Source organism: Arthrobacter sp. HY1533 (genome assembly GCF_027568515.1).
In the GTDB taxonomy this organism is placed as follows: Bacteria; Actinomycetota; Actinomycetes; order Actinomycetales; family Micrococcaceae; genus Specibacter.
Map to the genome: position 1 here is coordinate 1 of NZ_JANKZF010000005.1, position 17693 is coordinate 17693.

Here is a 17693-nt window from a genome sequence, read left to right on the forward strand (position 1 = left end):
ACCGCCTCAAGGACCACCAAATCGACTCACTACCCTCGACAAGAACCGAGAGTACGGCAGAATAGTTCCATCAACGTGGCTCACAATTCACCCCACAAAACGGCTCACTATTCGACCAGCGCTGACAATGGAATCAATGACAAATCTTCAGCATCTTCTCCTGCATACGATCATCGTCGATGATCTCGACTATTCGCCCCTGCTGCGCATGCCGAATCTCGAATCAGTGCGCGTGCGGCCCGCGCAGGGCATGCGTCCCACGATCGACGAACTCAAATCAGCATTGCCGTGGTCAGACTGACCCACGAGCGACAGAGGGCTTCTCTAGTCCGATCCACTTCAAAGCGTTCAGATCTCGACTGCACCACATCAGTTCCCTGTAAGACGTGACGCTGGATGCCACCGTCTCCAGGGGCGGCAGGCAACCACCGAGCGTGGATCCCTCGATGTCACCAGGCGTGTGATGAGATAGCCACATGCTCGGGAAGACAAAATCAGAAGTCTCGATCCGCACCTACACGGTCGGAGATCTGCCTCCGGCTGGCATGATCGAAAAGCTCTACGTGGCAGCTTCAAAACCTCCTCCACTATCTGAACCACCCGAAGTCGCACAGCTATTCGCCCAACTCTTCGGCTACGCCCGAACCCGAGATGACGTGGTTGGCGTGGGGGCCCTTATCGACGACGAGCTTGTTGGATTCGCCTACGGCCACCCGTGGAAGTGGGAGTCTGAGATTGACTCGTGGTCACGGCAGCTGCAACATTGCCTGGGCGAGGATTCAGCAGACCGCATCGATGATTCATTCGCCATACTATTGCTGCCGTCCATCCATCTGCGGGCCGGCGCGGGCTCGGCGCCGCACTGCTTGATGCGCTGATGATCGCAGCTGGAGCCACGACCTACTGGCTTCAGACAACAGACGTCGACACGCCTGCCCAGCGGCTCTACAAGCGTTATGGATACCGGGACCTGGGATACGGGCCGGACGCTCCAGATGGACGCCCCGGCTTGGTACTCATCCACGCAGCCCTCAACGTCCGGTAAGCGTTCCCTGTCTGACGCTCGCCGCACGTCGTTATAGTCTCGGAGCATCAGATGTTCTGCCAATAGCCGACGGATCGATGATCAGTCGTGGACGATCGCTGCATCGAACCAAATGTCCGCGTAGCCGGGGGCAAGCAGAAGCCGTGAACCCGGAGGCAGGGCAAGATAGTCAATGACTTGCGGACACCAAGTCGCCAAGTGGGAGACATGTAAGGGAACAAAGAAGTCACAGTCATCCGACAGCTCCTCGCCAGCCCAGATGTACCAACACGTCGTATCTCCCACCGGAGCATGTCGCAGGCCATTGATCGGTACTAAACCATCTTGAACATTCCGGGATATCCCGACTTTCATGTCCGAAGGACTGGCCAGGGGTTCAGCACCGAAACGTAGACAAACATCGAGCTGCTGGTTAGATATGCCGTTCATCTGATCCTTACGATTCGATACAAATTCTCGTCTCCATTCCCAAGCTTGCCATGTTGATTTCGACGAGAGGCAGGCTCGGTCCGGTTCCGTGCAGGAGGGCAGGGCCAAACTGACTCTCGACTACCTGGAGAGTTCTTCTTGGCAGGCATAGGAGCATGCCAAATTAGGCTTGGTTGGCACTGCAACGTAGGACTGTCCCGTAGACCGTTCCCCAAAGGGGCTACGGTGCCGTGTCGTGTGTCCTTTTTGTTTGACCGCACTGGGGCTTCGGCAATACTGGAAAAGGCTGAGCAAGAGGGGTGAATTGAAGGATGACAGGTAGCGGGTTTGCTGAATACCTACCCAACCGACGTCAAGATGAAGCAGTGTTAGATGGTCCCGTTGACGTCAGGATGGCCACGAGTGGTGACATCGATGCGATACGTGACATCGACACCAAAGCGGGTCGCTCACCAGCAGATATAGCGGCCATGGCCACGGCAATTCTTGACGAAAACCGACTGGTTGTTGTCGCCTCTGCCGATGGCAACATTGTTGGGTGGGGCAAGACCCACTTCTGGTCTTACGCTGATGGACAGGCACCTGGCGGGCACTACTTGGGTGGAGTGACTGTGCTCCCTGAGTTCAGGCGCCACGGGATAGCCAGGGCCTTGACCCAGGTGAGATTGAACTGGATCTGGGCACGAGCGGACTCGGCCTGGTACATCGTCAACCCATCCAACCAGGCATCGATCGATCTTCATCGTGAGTGGGGGTTCGCTGAGGTTGCCAGGGCTGCGAAATTTCATACGACCAGCTTCACCGGTGGTGTCGGGTTGCTGTTGCAAGCGAAACGACCACTAGAAGACTAAGAAGTACGATTCACCTGAATCTGTCCCGTAGACCGTTCCCCCTATGGGGACGGGTCATTCTTGCCTGGCGTGCGGGAACTGTCGATTGCTTCTGCTTCCGCTGCCTCCGCAAGGTCTTCATCGGAAATGCTTAGCATCAGTGTGCTGTCGCGCATGGTGAAGAGATGCATGACTATTTCGCGGCCATTTGCCTGCCAGATACTAGGCGGCGCGTCTTCGTCTTCCCACGGCCTTATTGGCTTGCCATAGAGATCCGTCAGCCTGCTCGACACGGCGTCGTGGCCCAGGCGGGTCGCAGGGGCCTGCGCCTCAGGGAAGGCATATAGGTGGAAGTGGACGCCCAGGAACTTGCCGCGCAAAGAGTCCCACGAGGCAAATGAAATGCCTGGCACTTCGGTGAGGAGGGTGCATGAGGCCGAGAATGATTCGTCCGAGTCGTGATCCAGGCGTTCTCCATTTTTGAAGTTGAGACGCTTGAATAGATTCTCGCGTTCCTGATCGGAGCTAGGCCATGTTCCTTCCACCAGCTCCGCCACCAGGGCAGCAACTGTGGCCGGATCGGGAATCAATTCGTTTGGCGTTTCTATGATCGCGGGCATACGGCGACACTACCGCCGGAACACGCGAAAAGCAGCCTGCTGCCTTCGATCACTCAAGAAATTGATCACTCGTGACCCGCTGGCCGGGACCAATCCAGTGCCATGAATTCTCAGCTCATGCGTCAACCAGTCAATTCTGTGTCCCACAGAGGGTTCGGCATGCGGGTCAGTCTTCTTTGATGCCGGTAGGGTCGGAGAATGTCCATCATCTTTGTTCCAATGACACCAGCCGACACTGAAGATATCGTCGGCTTCCTTACCTCAAGCCGTTTCCCGTTCCATGTTCAGGCAGCCCCACAGGCCGCGGACATCCGGGCGAAGATTGAGAATGGACGTTTCTGGAACGAAGACACCCAAGGCTATTGGGTGGTGAGGGGCGGACATCGTATCGGCATGGCCGCTCTGGAGGATCTGCGGGAAGATGATTCGCCGGTCTTCGACCTGCGCCTCGACGAGACCCAGCGCGGCCAAGGCGTGGGAGTCGAAGTGCTTCGTGCGCTCTGCGACCTGGTTTTCGAGACGATGCCGAATACGCTCCGCTTCGAGGGGCACACGCGAGAAGATAACATCGCCATGCGCAAGACGTTCCTTCGCGCCGGCTTCCTCAAGGAAGCACACTACCGATTGGGATGGCCAACCAACGACGGCGGGCACGTCGCCTCCATCGCCTACTCGATCCTGCGCCAAGACTGGGACAACGGAACCCTGACCCATTTCGAATGGGACGACCTCAAGATCTAGACTCCTGTCCCGCAGGAGGTTCCTCTATGAAGGTTCGTTCGTTGGTCATTTCTATGACCGAGGGGCCTGCCTACATCCGAGCTACTACCCGCCACTGGTTCCACGCATCCGCGCTGGAATATGATCCGGGAAGTCTTCTTCGCCGATGCCTCCCGCCGCGTAGAACGAATCCAAGAACGAACGGGCCTGCTCAACCAGGGCTTCCCGGGACATCCGTGACGCAGCGTCTGGATCGTTTGGTGCCGCCTCGCCACCGCGACGCGCGATCGTGAACCCGTAGGTTCCGTCCGCAGGCCCATTGATCCAGGAACAGTGGTAGCTGAGCCTCCCGTCAGGCTGGTACATCTCGCTGATACGGAGCAGCTCGTCATCAACGGATATTTCGAAATCATCCATAGGACGAGCCTAAACCGATTCCCATGACTCGCCCCGTTGCTGACTCCCATTGGCGCTATTCAGCACCAGAAACTGAGAGACCGCGATGGTCGTGGCATGTCAACCAACGTCCCGTTAAGGGTTCCCCCCTACGGGACACCCGACGCCCTGGACACGAATCGAACGGCCTTGCTGGACGTTGCCGTTGGATTCAACGTTTTGGTCCGACTGTAGTGCGACGAACTTGATCAAGTTGTCTCACTACAGTCGGACCATTCCATCAGATCTCGCGCTTTTCGTGGTCCAACTTAGATGAGGCGGGACACTCAAGACAGGCAGAGGCAGAAGGGGTGTCCGGCCGGGTCCAGGAAGACCCGGAACGTGGCACCGGGCTGGTGCTCGGCCTTGGCCGCGCCCAGCCGGATCACCTCGGCCTCGCCGTCGTCCAGGCTGTCCACCACCACGTCCAGGTGCATTTGCTGCGGGTGCTTCTGGCCCGGCCAGACAGGTGCCCGGTAGCCGGAATCCACCTGCTGGAAGGAAATGCAGTTGCTGCCATCGTCGGGCCGGATGTCCACCCAGCCGTCCTCCGCGGTGACCTCCCAACCGAGCATGGCAGCGTAAAACTCCGCCAGCCGGGCCGCGTCGGGGCAGTCGATGACAAATCCGGGATTGCGTGCAATGGCCATGCCAGAACGCTACACCCGCGCCACTTCAAGTTCCATGGCCCCGGCCAACAGCTCGAAGCTGCGAATCCGTGCCGCGGGGTTGGTGATCTGTGTCGCCACGATGAGTTCGTCGGCGTCGGCCAACACGGCAAATTCGTCCAGGTAGCTGCGGGCCGTGTCCGGCGTTCCCACGGCGGCGTAGCGGAACATGTTCTGCACCTGCTGGCCGGCCGGGGAGTCAAGCCGCAGGTCCGATTCGGCCTCGCTGAATGTCTGGCCACGGCCCACCAGGGCCCCCACCATGCGGCGCCGGGCCTTGAGCAGCAGCGCGTCGGCCTCCTCCTGCGTGTCGGCCACAATGGCGTTGACGCCGGCAATCACATAGGGCGTGGCCAATGCTGCGGAAGGCTTGAATTCGCGGCGGTAGATGCGCACCGCGTCTTCCAGCGCCTGCGGGGCAAAGTGCGAGGCGAAGGAGTACGGCAGGCCCAGGGCCGCTGCAAGGCGTGCGCCGAACAGGGACGAGCCCAGGATGTACAGCGGCACGTGGGTGTCCTTGCCGGGATAGGCGTTGACACCGGAAATCCGTGTGTTGCCTTCAAAGTACGCCTGCAGTTCCTGCACGTCGGCCGGGAATGAGTCCGATGAGGAGGGGTCGCGGCGCAGGGCGCGCATGGTGTTCTGGTCGCTGCCCGGCGCACGGCCCAGCCCCAGGTCGATCCGTCCCGGGTGCAGGGTCTCCAGCGTGCCGAACTGCTCGGCGATCTGCAGCGGCGAGTGGTTGGGCAGCATGATGCCGCCCGCGCCCAGCCGGATGGTGGAGGTGTGCGCGGCCACGTGCGCTATCAGCACGCTGGTTGCCGAGGATGCAATCGAGGGCATGTTGTGGTGTTCGGCAAACCAGACCCGCTTGTACCCCCACTTCTCCGCCGCCTGGGCCAGTTCCACTGAAGCGTGCAGGCTTGCGGCAATGCCGTCCTCGCCAATGTGGGCCAGGTCAAGGATGGAAATGGGGAGCGTCATGGTGCTGCCTTTCGATGGGGTCTCACTAGCGCCAACCTCCGGCCCTCCCGGGATATTTCCGCCCGTGTCGATGCTCACGGATTCGCCGAAAAGGCACGACGGCGGCGCCCGCCTCAGGCAGTTGCGGGGACCCTCAAGCGGTCCAGGGCCGCCAACGCCGCGGCCCGCCCGGCCCGGCTGGCACCCAGGGTCGAGGCGGAGGCGCCGTAGCCCACCATGAGCAGGCGCGGGTCGCGGGCCACCTTGACCCCGTCCATGACGATGCCGCCACCGGGTTCGCGCAGCTTCAGCGGGGCCAGGTGGTCAAGTGCGGCCCGGAATCCGGTGGCCCACAGGATGGCGTCAGCCTCGAAGGTGCTGCCGTCTTCAAACACGGCTCCGTCCGGGGTGAGCCGCTGCAGCGGCCCGCGGGAAACGAGTGTTCCGGCGGCTATGCCGTTTTGGTACTGCTGTGTCAGCGGAAGTCCCGTCACCCCAACCACGCTCAGCGGCGGCAGGCCGGCGGCGGTCCGCTCGTTGACGCGGCGCTCCACGTCGCGGCCCCAGTCGGGGTTGAACTCCCGGCTGGTGAATTCCGGCGCACGCCGGGTGGACCATGCGGTTTCCATGCCGGCATCGGCCAACTGCAGCAGGAACTGCACAGCCGAGGTGCCGCCGCCCACCACCAGCACGCGTTGGCCGGCGAACTCCGCCACGGACTGGAAATCATGGGTGTGCAGCTGCCTGCCCGTGAACGTGCCCAGCCCCGGGTAGTGCGGCCAGTGCGGCTTGTCCCAGGTGCCGGTGGCGTTGATGACCAGGCGGGTCTCGTAGGCGCCGCGGTCCGTTTCTACCACGAGCGGCGGGCCGGCGATGTCGGCGGGGACGCCGCCGTCGTCCTTGGGGAAGAGCATGGCGGAGTCATCGGCAAGGGTGTGCACGGACTGCACCTTGACGGGCCGGTGGACGGGCAGCTCAAAGGTTTTCTCGTAGCTGCCGTAGTAGCGCGAGACCACGGCGGACGCGGGCTCGGCGGGGTCGGCCGCGGGCAACTTCATGCCGGGGAGATCGTGGATGGCATGCGCGCCGCCCAGGGTCAGTGACGGCCAGCGGTGCAGCCATGCGCCGCCGGGCGCCGGGTTCGCATCGAGAACCACAAAGTCGGTCTCCGGGACGAGTCCGTGCCGGGCCAGGTAATACGCGGCCGAAAGCCCGGCCTGGCCCGCTCCAACAACCACAACATCCAGCATCTTTTGCCTCCTGTTGGGGTGCAACGGGCGGCCGCGGAGGGCTATTCCGCTTGTGTTCGACGCCACGTGGCGCCGCGTTCGGAGACCAGCTTGTCAGCGAAGTAGACCGCGGCGGCCCCCAGTGCGTAGGCCACCAGGTCCAGCGCGGAGAAGGTGGTGCCGAAGACCAGGCGCGACGGCGGAAAGCTCACGGCGAGTTGTTCGGGGATGCCTGTCAGCTGGGCCAGTTCGATCGCGGCGCTGATGGCAAAGGCTGCGAGCGCCAGCCAGTGCCGCTTGGCCGTGGGCAGGATCAGGGCCAGCACCAGGTACACGAGCATGGTGTAGAGCGCGTCGGCAACCAGGCTGGCGAAGTCGCCGGGGACCAGGAAGTGGACCAGCAGGCCCACGATGGCGACGTCAGTTGCTGCGATGAACAGCGCGATGCACCGGGACATGGGTGTTTTGGTGATGGCCATGGGGCCGAGTCTAACGGCGGCCTGCCCGCATTCCGGCTAGGCCCGCACCACGGGCAGGTCCTTCCAGTCTGTGGTGTACTTCGGCGAGGAGTGCTCCCGCTTCATGGACCATTGCGGGGCCTGCGCCAGCCCGCCCACCCCGATGCCGATGGCTGTGCTGCCGAATTTGCTGCGGACCTGGCCCATGACGCCGCCCACGTCGGGCTGGCCGTTGTCGGTGCCGAAGACGTCAAGCATGCCGGAGCCGGAGGCTGGTTCCAGCCCGCTGAACATGACCCCGGCGCGCAGGTAGGAGGCACCGGCCACGGCACTCTGCCTGATGGCGGCCACCGCGGCACGCACCAGCACGATGGGGTCTTGGGTGGGCGATGCGAAGCGGATCGTGGCGGCCGGGAAGCTCCCCTCCCCCGCCGTGAAGTGGCTGGTGCCGGCCGTGACTGTCATGATCGAGGCGCGCAGGCCTTCTTCGTTGAGCCGGGCGGCGCCGCGCTGGGCGTAGACGGCCATGACCTCTTCCATGCCCTCCAGCGTGGTGACGGGTTCGGAGAAGCTGCGCGAGAACATGAGCTGCTGCTTGTCCACCCGTTCCTCCACGTGCGGGATGCATTCGGTGCCGTTGAGTTCCATGACGGTGCGCTGGAGCACCACGGAGAACTTCTTGCGGATCAGGGCAGGGTCGGCTGCCTTGAGGTCGGCGATCGTGTCGATGCCCATCATTTTCAGCCGGTCGGCGGTTTTCCCGCCAACACCCCACAGCCCAGAGGCCGGCACGCGCGCCTGGATGCCGTCCACGTGCCCGGCGGGCATGGCCTCGAGTGCGCAGACGCCGCCAAGCCCTGGGTTTTGCTTGGCGATCCGGTTGGCGAACTTGGCCAGCGTCTTGGTTTGGGCCACGCCAACGCACACGGGCACGCCGACGTGGCGCATCACGGCGGCGCGGATGTCCCGCCCGGCGGCCTGCAGCTGGGCGGAGTCCCCCACGAGCCCCACAAAGGATTCGTCAATGGAGTAGACCTCCTGCCAGGTGCCGTAGCGGCCCACCACCTCCATGACCCGGGCGCTCATGTCCCCGTACAGCTCGTAGTTGCTGGAGCGTGCCACAAGCCCCCATGCCTTGGCCTGCGACTGGACCTGGAACCACGGGGCGCCGGTTGCGATGCCCAGCGCCTTGGCCTCGGCCGAGCGGGCCACCACGCAACCGTCATTGTTGGAAAGGACGACGACGGGACGCCCTTCCAGCCTTGGGTCAAAGACCCGCTCGCAGGAGACATAGAAGTTGTTGACATCCACCAGGGCGATCCGGCTGTTGTCGGTGGGGTTCGCTGTTGCACCGTCCATGGACGCTGCCTCCTCCCGCAACTCGACTGGAACAAACTTTCTAGTAGTCCAGTCTAGCGGCATGGACCTGTGGCACCCCTGCCTCTTGCAGCGCTTTGGTGCCAGACTGATGCCATGGACATTGAAGAGTGGTGGCCGCTGCTGGATCCCGCGGCCCGGGAGTGGTTAACCGAGAACAATGGCGACGCCGTGCGGCCGGACGTGCTGGAGCAGATCACAGCCGTGGCGGGGCCTGCGGAGGGTGCATCCTGGGCGGGCGACGACGGAGAGGACGGCTTTGCCCTGTCCGATGACGCAGTGGACTGGGTGGAAGCAGCTGCCAACGAGGAATCCCCCAACGAGGTGCCGTAGCGCATGCGCTCCCCAACCCGTGTGGGCCCCTACCAGTCATCGTGGCCTGACGATTTTCGCAGCATTGCAGCCCAGCTGCGGCCCTTCCTTGCCGGGATTCAACATCGCATCGAGCATGTGGGCAGCACCAGCGTTCCGGGCCTTGCCGCCACCACTTGTACGTGGTGGTGGCCGGAACCGTGCCGCACAGAAACCACATCGACTTCCGGGATTTCTTGAGGTCCCACCCTGTGGAGGCCGCGCGCTACGCTGCACTCAAGCTGGAGTTGGCCCACCTGCTCGGCACCGACAGGCCCCAATACGGCGCGCGGAAGTCCACATTGGTCCAGGATCTCCTCGCCCAGGCCCGCGCAGGCGCCGCCAACCAGCCGGCCGCCGTCACGGCAGGCGCTTGACCATTTCCAGTTCCAGCTTGCTGGCATCCAGGCTGTACGGCATGCTCTGTCCCGTCGCGGAAAAGCCCTGGCGTTCGTAGTAGGCCCTGGCCCGGGCGTTGTCCTCGTGGACATGCAGGGTCAATTGCTGCCCCTCGGTGCGGGCCCAATCCTCCACGGCTCCCAGCAGTGCGTCGGCCACGCCCGCGCCGCGGCCCCGCCAATCAGGTGCCACGTAGACGCCCACCAGCAGCGGACCGGTCCCGGAATCGGGCACAAAGCCGCCCATGGTTCCCACCCACCGGCCGGAAGCCAGGACTGCCACAACGGAGATTCCATGCTCGGCACTGCCGCGCTCCCCGCGGACCTTCCACGCGGCCTCGTCCAGGCCCAGGGCATCGTCAAGTGTTTCGACGTATGCCGTGGGGGTGTCACTGATCATTTCCAGGCGGAGTTCCCGGATCTCGCGCCAGTCGGCGGCCGTGGTGCGTCGTATTGAAAACTCTTGGGTGTTCACGTCCACGAGCCTATTCCACGGTTCGGGGCGTTCCATCATTGCCCTTGCCCACCGCGGCCCCGCCCCCTAGTGTGCAGTGCATGACCTTTGCCAATGTGGGAACGCTGGGCACAGTCCCGGGCAGGCGCGACGAACTTGTCGCCGCACTCATTCAACGCAACGAGCTGCTCAGGACTGCCGGATGCCTCGCCTACGAGGTGGGAACCAATCCCGAGGAGCCCAACACGGTGTTCGTCGTCGAACTCTGGGAAAGTGCCCAGGCCCACCAGTCCTCGCTTGCCCTGCCACAGGTCCAGGCGGCCATCGCCGCTGCCCGCCCGCTCCTGTCGGGGTCATTTGGCGGGTTCCGCTTCGACGTGGCTGGTTCCCCGCTCCGGGACCAGGAAACCCGCTGACAGCAGCTTGATTTCTGCCCGTTGGCAGGGTCCCGGGCACTGGCCTAGTGTGGCAAGTGGACGATAGGAGCATTTCATGAAGAAAATCCTCATGATACTGACCAGCGTTTCCGAGATCGGCGATACGAAAGAGAAGACCGGCTACAACGTGGCCGAGGCAGCCCACCCATGGAAAGTCTTCAAGGATTCGGGGCATTTTGTTGACTTCGCCTCCATCAAGGGAGGCCAGCCCCCTCGCGACGAGGTGGATACTCACGATCCCATCCAAGTCGCCTTCACACAGGACGAGGCCACGCGTGCCGGCCTGTACAACACCGCCCGTGTGGACGTGGTGGATCCCGAACAGTACGACGCCGTCTACCTGGTGGGCGGGCACGGCACCATGTGGGACTTCCCTGACAGCGAGGGCCTGCAGAATCTGGTGTCCAGCGTCTACAACGCCGGCGGCCTGGTGGGCGCGGTCTGCCACGGACCGGCTGGCCTGCTGAACGTAAAATTGCCCAACGGGCTCGGCCTTGTGCAGGGCCGCAGTATTGCTGCCTTCACCAACGACGAGGAGGTTGCGGCGGGTAAGGACAAGGTCATCCCATTCTTCCTGGCGGACCGGCTTGTGGAACAGGGCGCCAGCCATGTCTTCGCTGACGCCTTTGAGGAGAAAGTTGTGGTGGACGGCAGGCTGGTGACCGGGCAAAACCCCGCCTCGGCTGCTGGCGTGGCCAAGGAGATGGAGAAGCTCTTTGCGCAGGTCATCCACCAGGAAAAGGCCGAAGAGCAACACGAGGCACAAGCCCTGCGTGCGGAACACGACGCCGAGAAGAACGCCAAGAAGAAGGCAGCGGCAGACGCGGGGCACATGGGGCACTAGGCTCAGGCTGTGGGCAAAATATTCGATTGCATTGATGAGAATCTCAGGGCGTGGATCAACGAGCAGCCCATGTGGTTCGTCGCGACGGCGCCTCTCGGGGCCGACGGGCATGTGAACATGTCACCCCGCGGCCATGACTCGTTTTCAGTCTTGGGCCCCCACCGAGTGGCATGGGTTGATTACACCGGCAGCGGCGTCGAAACCATCTCACACATCCAAGAGAATGGCCGGGTGTGCCTGATGTTCAATTCTTTTGGCAGCCGCCCGCGCATCGTGCGCCTCCACGGCCGCGGCTCGGTGTTCCTCCCTGGAGATGCGACATTCAACGAAGTGATCGCGCTCCACCCGTACCACCCGAGCACCCGGGCTGTCATTGCGGTGGACGTCACCCGCATCAGCGACTCGTGCGGCTGGGGCGTTCCTGTCATGGAGATGACCGGTGAGCGGGACCTTCTGCGCCTGCAGGCAGAGAAGAAGGGCGCGGAGGGCATGTCTGCCTACCGGGCCGAGAAGAATGCACGGAGCATCGACGGCCTGCCAGGCTACCCCCTCGGGGCGTCGGGGTAAGCCACCGGCATTTAGACGTGGTGCAGGCACCTGGTGACAACGCCCCACACGGCCGCTTCTCCACCCACGGCGAGCACCTCGGCCGGGGACCCGGCGTGGGCGGGATGGGTGGACAGGGAGGTCGCGCCGTCGTGCATGGACATGCGCCTGATCAGCAGCTCGCCCTCCACCACGGCCACCACAACGGAACCGTCGCGCGGGGCCACGGCGCGGTCCACGATGATTTCATCGCCGTCGCAAATGCCTGCGCCGGCCATGGAATCCCCGGAGACGCGCATGATGAAGGTGCTGGTGCGGTCGCGGATCAGGTGGCGGTTGAGGTCGATCCCGCCGTCGAAGTAGTCGCGGGCCGGGGAGGCAAAACCGGTTGGTTCCGCGCCCTGTGGCCTGGGAACGGGCAGGTCCATGCCAAACATGCCATCACCGCCTAGTACAAAGATTCGAGAGTGTTCAGCTTAGCACTCCCCCGGGCCGGCCCGCAGCTCAGTCGGGTTCCTGTGCGTGGCTGGCCAGGTTGTTGAAACTGTAGAGGTGGATGCCTGCCGGTGGCGTTGGCAGGGCGGTCAGTTCCGCCACGAGCTTGTCCGGGTTGTAGCGGGTGCCACCGAGCAATCGCAAGCCCAATGAACCCTTGCCGCTGATGAACTTCAGGGAGCTTCCCACGCCGATCTTGGTGGCCAGGGAGATCAGCTTGGTGCGCGGCACGGATCCCGCAACGCCTGCCCAGACAGGAACCTCTATCCCCTCGCTGCGCAGCATGGCCGCGTACGTGCCAATGAGATCGGCAGAGAAACACATCTGGGTCACGATGCTGTCCGCAAGCTCCGCCTTGGTCCGCAACGAGTCCAACAATTGCTGGTCACTGATGTTCGGGTGCCCTTCGGGATAGCCGGCCACGCCGATTCGAAAGCTCCCGCTGCCCAGTTCGGCGATGTCACGGACCAGCGCTTCACTGGAGCCGTACGGGCCTGCTGCCTGCGCCTTGTCGCCCCCAATGGCGAACACCTCAGTGATCCCGACCGCGCGGCAATCGCGCAGCATGGTTGTGAGCTGTTCGCGCGATCCAATGGACCGCGCGGCAAGGTGCGGGACAGCGTTGTAGCCGTGGCCGGCCAGTTCAAGCGACACCGCCATGGTGCGCTCAATCCCGTGGTGTGGCAGGCATGTCACCGTGACGGTGGTGCCGGCCGGAAGCTGGGCAGCCACGGTTTCCACAATGCCGGCGGTGGGGATGATTTCCGCCCGTGAAGGCAGTGCAGGCTGTTCCGCCTGCCCGCCCAAACCGCTGCCCAAACCTGCGCTGGCCATGGCTAGTGGCCGACTATCAGGGAGGCGGCTTCCTGGCGGGTGTGGCCGGAGTCCTCGATGCCTTCTGCGATGTGGGCGAGGTGTTCGGGGATGTCCAGGCCTTTCTTGCGCATGGCCGTGGCCCACAGGCGCCCGGCCCGGTAGGAGGAGCGCACCAGCGGGCCGGACATGACGCCCAGGAAGCCGATTTCCTCGGCCTCCTGGTTCAGTTCCAGGAATTCCTGCGGCTTGACCCAGCGGTCCACCGGCAGGTGGCGTTCGGAAGGTCGCAGGTACTGGGTGATCGTGATCAAGTCGGTGCCGGCGTCGTGCAAGTCCTGCAGGGCCTGGCTGATTTCTTCCCGGGTTTCGCCCATGCCCAGGATCAGGTTGGACTTGGTCACCATGCCGTGGTTGCGGCCCTGGGTGATGACATCCAGGGAGCGCTCGTAGCGGAAGGCGGGGCGGATGCGCTTGAAGATCCGCGGCACCGTCTCCACATTGTGCGCGAACACCTCGGGCTTGGACTCGCAGATCGCCGTGATGTGCTCGGGCTTGCCGGAGAAGTCCGGGATGAGCAGCTCCACCCCGGTGTTCGGGTTCAGCTCGTGGATCTTGCGCACCGTCTCGGCGTACAGCCACACACCCTCATCGGCCAGGTCATCGCGGGCCACCCCGGTCACGGTCGCGTAGCGCAGGTTCATCTTCACCACCGAGCGGGCCACCTTGGTGGGCTCGAACATGTCGATCGGGGACGGCTTGCCCGTATCGATCTGGCAGAAATCACAGCGGCGCGTGCATTCGGAACCACCAATGAGGAAGGTCGCCTCACGGTCCTCCCAGCACTCGAAAATGTTCGGGCACCCCGCCTCCTCGCAGACCGTGTGCAGGCCCTGGCCCTTGACCAGGTTCTTCATCGCAATGAATTCCGGGCCCATCTCGACCTTGGCCTTCATCCACTCCGGCTTGCGCTCCACCGGAACCGCGGCGTTCCGCTGCTCAATGCGCAGCAACTTGCGACCCTCTGGTGCCAACGTCATGGGAAAACTCCTTCGCCCCGAACTGGGACAGCAACACGTGCTGTTCGGTTTAGCATTCCACCACGTTGACGGCGAGTCCGCCCATGGCTGTTTCCTTGTACTTGGATGACATGTCGCGGCCGGTTTCACGCATCGTGATGATGACTTCATCCAGCGAGACGCGGTGTTGGCCGTCGCCCCACAGCGCCATCTTCGCGGCATTGATGGCCTTCGCGGCAGCAATGGCGTTGCGCTCGATGCACGGCACCTGCACCAGGCCGCCAATGGGATCGCACGTCAGCCCCAAGTTGTGTTCCATGGCGATCTCGGCGGCATTTTCCACCTGTTGCGGAGTGCCGCCCATGACCTCGGCCAGGCCGGCGGCCGCCATGGACGACGCCGAACCCACCTCGCCCTGGCAGCCCACCTCGGCGCCGGAAATGGAGGCTTGTTCCTTGTACAGAACCCCTACAGCCCCGGCGGCCAGCAGGAATTTGACCACGACGGCGTCAATGGCCTCCTTGGGCGCATTGCGCATGCCGTCGGTGTAGTGGGTCGCGTAAAACATGACAGCCGGGATGATGCCGGCCGCGCCGTTGGTGGGGGCCGTGACAACACGCCCGCCCGAGGCGTTTTCCTCGTTGACGGCCAACGCCACGAGGTTGACCCATTCCTGCCAGAACTTCGGATCCCGGTCGGTGTCCTCCTCCCGGAGGCGCTTGTGCCAACCCGGGGCCCGGCGTCGAACATTCAAACCGCCCGGCAGCAAACCCTCACGGGTCAGGGAGGCATCCTTGCACTCTTCCATGACGTCGCGAATGTGCAGCAGCCCGCCGCGGACCTCATCTTCGCTGCGCTCCACCAGCTCGTTGGCCAGCATGACGTCGCTGAAGTTTCCGCCAGTGGTTTCGCAATGTGCCAGCAATTCGGCAGCGGTGCGGAACGGATAAGGCAGCAGGGCCTTGGAATGTTCCAGCTCGGCAACGGCCTCGTCGACGGCACCCTCGCGAATGATGAACCCGCCGCCCACGGAGAAGTAGGTGGCCTCGTGCAGGACCGTCTGAGCATCATCGCTCACACTGAACTTCACGCCATTGGTGTGCCTGGGCAAAATGGTCAGGGGGTGCAAGATGATGTCATCGGCACCATAGGAAAGGGCAACGCTGCCGCCCAGCAGCAGCGGTTCACCGGTGGCAAAGGCGGCCAGGCGGGACTCCACCTCGGCGGGAAGAATCAGCTCCGGTTCACGCCCTTCCAGGCCCAGAAGCACTGCTGTCATGGTGCCATGGCCCCGGCCCGTGGCTGCCAGCGAACCATAGAGGTCAACGCGGACACTCGCAACGTTGGCCAGCAGATCCTTTGCGGCCAACTCGCGGACAAACGCTGCGGCAGCCCGCATGGGCCCCACAGTGTGGGAACTGGACGGGCCAATTCCCACGGAAAACAAGTCAAAAACGCCAACAGACATGTGAGTACCTCACTCGAGTGCAAAAACTGCTCCGGCGCGAAATCGGCCGGAGGGCCTCATGCACCACGTCGGTGCAAGCAAGGCCGGTCACTGCGGTGGACACCCTCCAAGGCATCCACCGCAGCGAGCAACTGTACCGCTAGGAAAGGTTCCCCACCGACGGGTACAGGGGGTGGGCGGCGGCCAGGGCCTGCACGCGTGCGCGCAATCCCGCCAGATCCGCCGCGGCGTCCGTGATGAGCGCCTCGGCAATGATGTCTGCCACTTCGGCAAACGCCGCCTCGCCGAAACCGCGGGTGGCCAGGGCAGGGGTTCCAATTCGCAGGCCTGAGGTCACCATGGGCGGACGGGGATCGAACGGCACGGCGTTGCGGTTGACGGTGATGTCAATCGCGGCGAGGCGGTCCTCTGCCTCCTGGCCGTTGAGCTCGCAATTGCGAAGATCAACCAGCACCAGGTGGACGTCGGTGCCGCCGGAAATCACGGAGATTCCCTTGGCTGCGACATCGGGCTGGATCAGGCGTTCGGCCAGAATCCGGGCACCTGCCAGGACGCGTTCCTGGCGCTCCTTGAACTCCGGTGAAGCCGCAATCTTGAAGGCCACTGCCTTGCCGGCAATCACGTGCTCCAGCGGGCCACCCTGCTGGCCGGGGAAGACGGCCGAGTTGATCTTCTTGGCCACGGCTTCGTCGTTGCTCAAGATGATGCCGCCGCGGGGGCCGGCCAGGGTCTTGTGCGTGGTGGAGGTGGTCACGTGGGCGTGCTGCACCGGTGAGGGGTGCAGGCCCGCGGCCACGAGTCCGGCAAAGTGGGCCATGTCCACCATGAGGTAGGCACCCACCAGATCCGCGATGCGGCGGAATTCGGCGAAGTCCAGCTGGCGGGCATAGGCCGACCATCCGGCAACGATCAACGCCGGCTTGTGTTCCAGTGCCAGCCGCTCAATCTCGGCCATGTCAACCTGGTGGGTGTCTTCGCGAACCTGGTACGGGACCACGTTGTAGAGCTTGCCGGAGAAGTTGATCTTCATGCCGTGCGTCAGGTGTCCGCCATGGGCCAGGTTCAGGCCCATGATGGTGTCGCCCGGCTTGATGAGCGCGTGCATGACCGATGCATTGGCCTGTGCGCCTGAGTGCGGCTGAACGTTGGCGTACGCGGCGCCGAACAGGTCCTTGACGCGGTCAATGGCCAGCTGTTCGATGACATCGACGTGCTCGCAACCACCGTAGTAGCGGCGGCCCGGGTAGCCCTCTGCGTACTTGTTGGTCAGGACCGAACCCTGGGCCTGCATGACTGCGGCAGCCGTGTGGTTCTCAGAGGCGATCATTTCCAGGCCGGTGCGCTGGCGATCCAGTTCGGCGTCAATCGCGACGGCCACTTCGGGGTCCAATGCGGAAAGCTGGGCATCGAGGCTCGGCGAGACCACCTGGACGTAGTCCACGGCGGAATCTACGCCGCTCACAGTTCGCCGCCGTTGGCAGCTGCGTACTCTTCGGCGCTGAGCAGCGGACCCTCGGACTCAACCTCAACCTTGAAGAGCCAGCCGGCGCCGTAGGGGTCGGAGTTGACAGTGGCGGGGTCATCGACCACGGCGGTGTTCACCTCGGTGACGGTGCCGGTGACCGGGGAGTACAGGTCGGAGACTGACTTGGTTGATTCAATCTCGCCACACGCCTCACCGGCGGTGACGGTGGAGCCCACCTCGGGCAGGTCCACATAGACAATGTCGCCCAGCGCATCGGCTGCAACAGCGGAGACACCGATCGTGGAGGGGCCGGAACCATCGGCGGCGATCCACTCGTGCTCGGCGGAGTACTTCAATTCAGGAGCTACCTTGCTCATGTTAATCCGTTCTATAAGTGTTGTGAGGGCTATTTGCAGAGTTTTTGGCCTGCCCCGCAGAGAAGGCGAGGGTCAAGGCAAGGCGACGGAGCCGGCGCGCAGCGAGGTGGGGGCTGGCGGTGTGGTGGGCGCCGCCGCGGCCACACCGACGAAGTCGTGTGTGGCGCGGAGCGGATGGGCCCACACACCCGAGGGACCCAACGCGAGCTTGCGAGCGTTGGGAGGGTGTGGGGACCAGCCCCCATCTCGCGA

24 protein-coding genes and 2 pseudogenes are annotated in these 17693 nt (G+C 63.6%); 11 read left to right on the forward strand and 15 right to left on the reverse strand.

Annotated elements, in window-relative coordinates:
• Nucleotides 1-136: 136 nt before the first annotated feature.
• The 3 genes from PCK14_RS04770 (at nt 137) to PCK14_RS19345 (ending at nt 1045) form a co-directional block, all read left to right on the forward strand.
• Entirely contained in the window at nt 137-301 is a 165-nt protein-coding gene (locus tag PCK14_RS04770) for a hypothetical protein (protein WP_269937331.1), read from the forward strand.
• Nucleotides 302-476: 175 nt separating this feature from the next.
• Nucleotides 477-878, forward strand: a complete 402-nt coding sequence (locus tag PCK14_RS04775; protein ID WP_269937332.1) for a hypothetical protein — start codon at nt 477-479, stop codon at nt 876-878.
• Nucleotides 878-1045, forward strand: a complete 168-nt coding sequence (locus PCK14_RS19345; protein ID WP_442864662.1) for a hypothetical protein — start codon at nt 878-880, stop codon at nt 1043-1045. The genes PCK14_RS04775 and PCK14_RS19345 overlap by 1 nt, the downstream gene beginning before the upstream one ends.
• Before the next feature lie 81 nt (nt 1046-1126).
• Here the strand turns inward: PCK14_RS19345 and PCK14_RS19350 are convergent, their stop codons facing one another.
• A complete protein-coding gene (locus PCK14_RS19350) occupies nt 1127-1474 on the reverse strand; it encodes an immunity protein Imm33 domain-containing protein (protein WP_442864663.1) in 348 nt (115 codons plus the stop codon).
• A 311-nt stretch (nt 1475-1785) separates the two neighbouring features.
• On the opposite strand from PCK14_RS19350, the gene PCK14_RS04780 reads away from it, so the two are divergent.
• A complete protein-coding gene (locus PCK14_RS04780) occupies nt 1786-2325 on the forward strand; it encodes a GNAT family N-acetyltransferase (protein WP_269937333.1) in 540 nt (179 codons plus the stop codon).
• 41 nt (nt 2326-2366) lie between these two features.
• Here PCK14_RS04780 and PCK14_RS04785 read toward each other — a convergent pair whose 3' ends face one another.
• Nucleotides 2367-2924 (reverse strand): hypothetical protein, encoded by a 558-nt coding sequence (locus PCK14_RS04785; protein ID WP_269937334.1) that lies wholly within the window; start codon nt 2922-2924, stop codon nt 2367-2369.
• A 198-nt stretch (nt 2925-3122) separates the two neighbouring features.
• On the opposite strand from PCK14_RS04785, the gene PCK14_RS04790 reads away from it, so the two are divergent.
• Entirely contained in the window at nt 3123-3665 is a 543-nt protein-coding gene (locus PCK14_RS04790; protein ID WP_269937335.1) for a GNAT family N-acetyltransferase, read from the forward strand.
• 84 nt (nt 3666-3749) lie between these two features.
• On the opposite strand, the gene PCK14_RS04795 is transcribed toward PCK14_RS04790, so the two are convergent.
• The 6 genes from PCK14_RS04795 to PCK14_RS04820 form a co-directional block, all read right to left on the reverse strand.
• Complete coding sequence (locus tag PCK14_RS04795; protein ID WP_269937336.1) at nt 3750-4061, reverse strand: hypothetical protein; 312 nt, start codon at nt 4059-4061, stop codon at nt 3750-3752.
• A gap of 305 nt (nt 4062-4366) precedes the next feature.
• Entirely contained in the window at nt 4367-4729 is a 363-nt protein-coding gene (locus tag PCK14_RS04800) for a VOC family protein (protein WP_269937337.1), read from the reverse strand.
• A 9-nt stretch (nt 4730-4738) separates the two neighbouring features.
• A complete protein-coding gene (locus tag PCK14_RS04805; RefSeq protein WP_269937338.1) occupies nt 4739-5731 on the reverse strand; it encodes an LLM class flavin-dependent oxidoreductase in 993 nt (330 codons plus the stop codon).
• A 113-nt stretch (nt 5732-5844) separates the two neighbouring features.
• A complete protein-coding gene (locus PCK14_RS04810) occupies nt 5845-6960 on the reverse strand; it encodes an FAD-dependent oxidoreductase (RefSeq protein WP_269937339.1) in 1116 nt (371 codons plus the stop codon).
• A gap of 41 nt (nt 6961-7001) precedes the next feature.
• Nucleotides 7002-7418 (reverse strand): ribosomal maturation YjgA family protein, encoded by a 417-nt coding sequence (locus tag PCK14_RS04815; protein ID WP_269937340.1) that lies wholly within the window; start codon nt 7416-7418, stop codon nt 7002-7004.
• A gap of 36 nt (nt 7419-7454) precedes the next feature.
• Nucleotides 7455-8756, reverse strand: a complete 1302-nt coding sequence (locus tag PCK14_RS04820) for a Y-family DNA polymerase (protein ID WP_269937341.1) — start codon at nt 8754-8756, stop codon at nt 7455-7457.
• A 114-nt stretch (nt 8757-8870) separates the two neighbouring features.
• Between PCK14_RS04820 and PCK14_RS04825 the strand changes: the two genes are divergently transcribed.
• The 3 genes and pseudogenes from PCK14_RS04825 to PCK14_RS04830 all read left to right on the forward strand — a co-directional run.
• Nucleotides 8871-9107, forward strand: coding sequence for a hypothetical protein (locus tag PCK14_RS04825; protein WP_269937342.1), 237 nt, complete (start codon nt 8871-8873; stop codon nt 9105-9107).
• A gap of 3 nt (nt 9108-9110) precedes the next feature.
• Nucleotides 9111-9202, forward strand: a pseudogene (locus tag PCK14_RS19355) (hypothetical protein); the annotation flags it as partial.
• An 18-nt stretch (nt 9203-9220) separates the two neighbouring features.
• A pseudogene (locus tag PCK14_RS04830) lies at nt 9221-9502 on the forward strand (GrpB family protein); the annotation flags it as partial.
• Here PCK14_RS04830 and PCK14_RS04835 read toward each other — a convergent pair.
• Nucleotides 9486-9998: a GNAT family N-acetyltransferase gene (locus tag PCK14_RS04835; protein WP_269937343.1), complete on the reverse strand. Its 513-nt coding sequence runs from the start codon at nt 9996-9998 to the stop codon at nt 9486-9488. The pseudogene PCK14_RS04830 and the gene PCK14_RS04835 overlap by 17 nt on opposite strands.
• Nucleotides 9999-10078: 80 nt before the next feature.
• On the opposite strand from PCK14_RS04835, the gene PCK14_RS04840 reads away from it, so the two are divergent.
• From PCK14_RS04840 to PCK14_RS04850, 3 genes are all read left to right on the forward strand, one after another.
• A complete protein-coding gene (locus tag PCK14_RS04840) occupies nt 10079-10393 on the forward strand; it encodes a putative quinol monooxygenase (RefSeq protein WP_269937344.1) in 315 nt (104 codons plus the stop codon).
• 76 nt (nt 10394-10469) lie between these two features.
• A complete protein-coding gene (locus PCK14_RS04845) occupies nt 10470-11258 on the forward strand; it encodes a type 1 glutamine amidotransferase domain-containing protein (protein WP_269937345.1) in 789 nt (262 codons plus the stop codon).
• A gap of 9 nt (nt 11259-11267) precedes the next feature.
• Nucleotides 11268-11825, forward strand: coding sequence for a pyridoxamine 5'-phosphate oxidase family protein (locus PCK14_RS04850; protein WP_269937346.1), 558 nt, complete (start codon nt 11268-11270; stop codon nt 11823-11825).
• 11 nt (nt 11826-11836) lie between these two features.
• On the opposite strand, the gene PCK14_RS04855 is transcribed toward PCK14_RS04850, so the two are convergent.
• From PCK14_RS04855 to gcvH, 6 genes are all read right to left on the reverse strand, one after another.
• Entirely contained in the window at nt 11837-12241 is a 405-nt protein-coding gene (locus PCK14_RS04855; RefSeq protein WP_269937347.1) for a LexA family protein, read from the reverse strand.
• A gap of 67 nt (nt 12242-12308) precedes the next feature.
• Nucleotides 12309-13133, reverse strand: coding sequence for a methylenetetrahydrofolate reductase (locus tag PCK14_RS04860; RefSeq protein WP_269937348.1), 825 nt, complete (start codon nt 13131-13133; stop codon nt 12309-12311).
• A 2-nt stretch (nt 13134-13135) separates the two neighbouring features.
• Nucleotides 13136-14152 carry a lipoyl synthase gene (gene lipA, locus PCK14_RS04865; protein ID WP_269937349.1) on the reverse strand — a complete coding sequence of 339 codons (1017 nt, stop codon included), beginning with the start codon at nt 14150-14152 and terminating at the stop codon, nt 13136-13138.
• A gap of 49 nt (nt 14153-14201) precedes the next feature.
• The gene (locus PCK14_RS04870; protein WP_269937350.1) at nt 14202-15599 is read right to left on the reverse strand and encodes an L-serine ammonia-lyase; all 1398 of its coding nucleotides are present in this window, start codon (nt 15597-15599) and stop codon (nt 14202-14204) included.
• A gap of 139 nt (nt 15600-15738) precedes the next feature.
• A complete protein-coding gene (gene glyA / locus PCK14_RS04875) occupies nt 15739-17061 on the reverse strand; it encodes a serine hydroxymethyltransferase (RefSeq protein WP_269937351.1) in 1323 nt (440 codons plus the stop codon).
• Nucleotides 17058-17441 carry a glycine cleavage system protein GcvH gene (gene gcvH / locus PCK14_RS04880; protein WP_269937352.1) on the reverse strand — a complete coding sequence of 128 codons (384 nt, stop codon included), beginning with the start codon at nt 17439-17441 and terminating at the stop codon, nt 17058-17060. The genes glyA and gcvH overlap by 4 nt, the downstream gene beginning before the upstream one ends.
• Nucleotides 17442-17693: the final 252 nt, after the last annotated feature.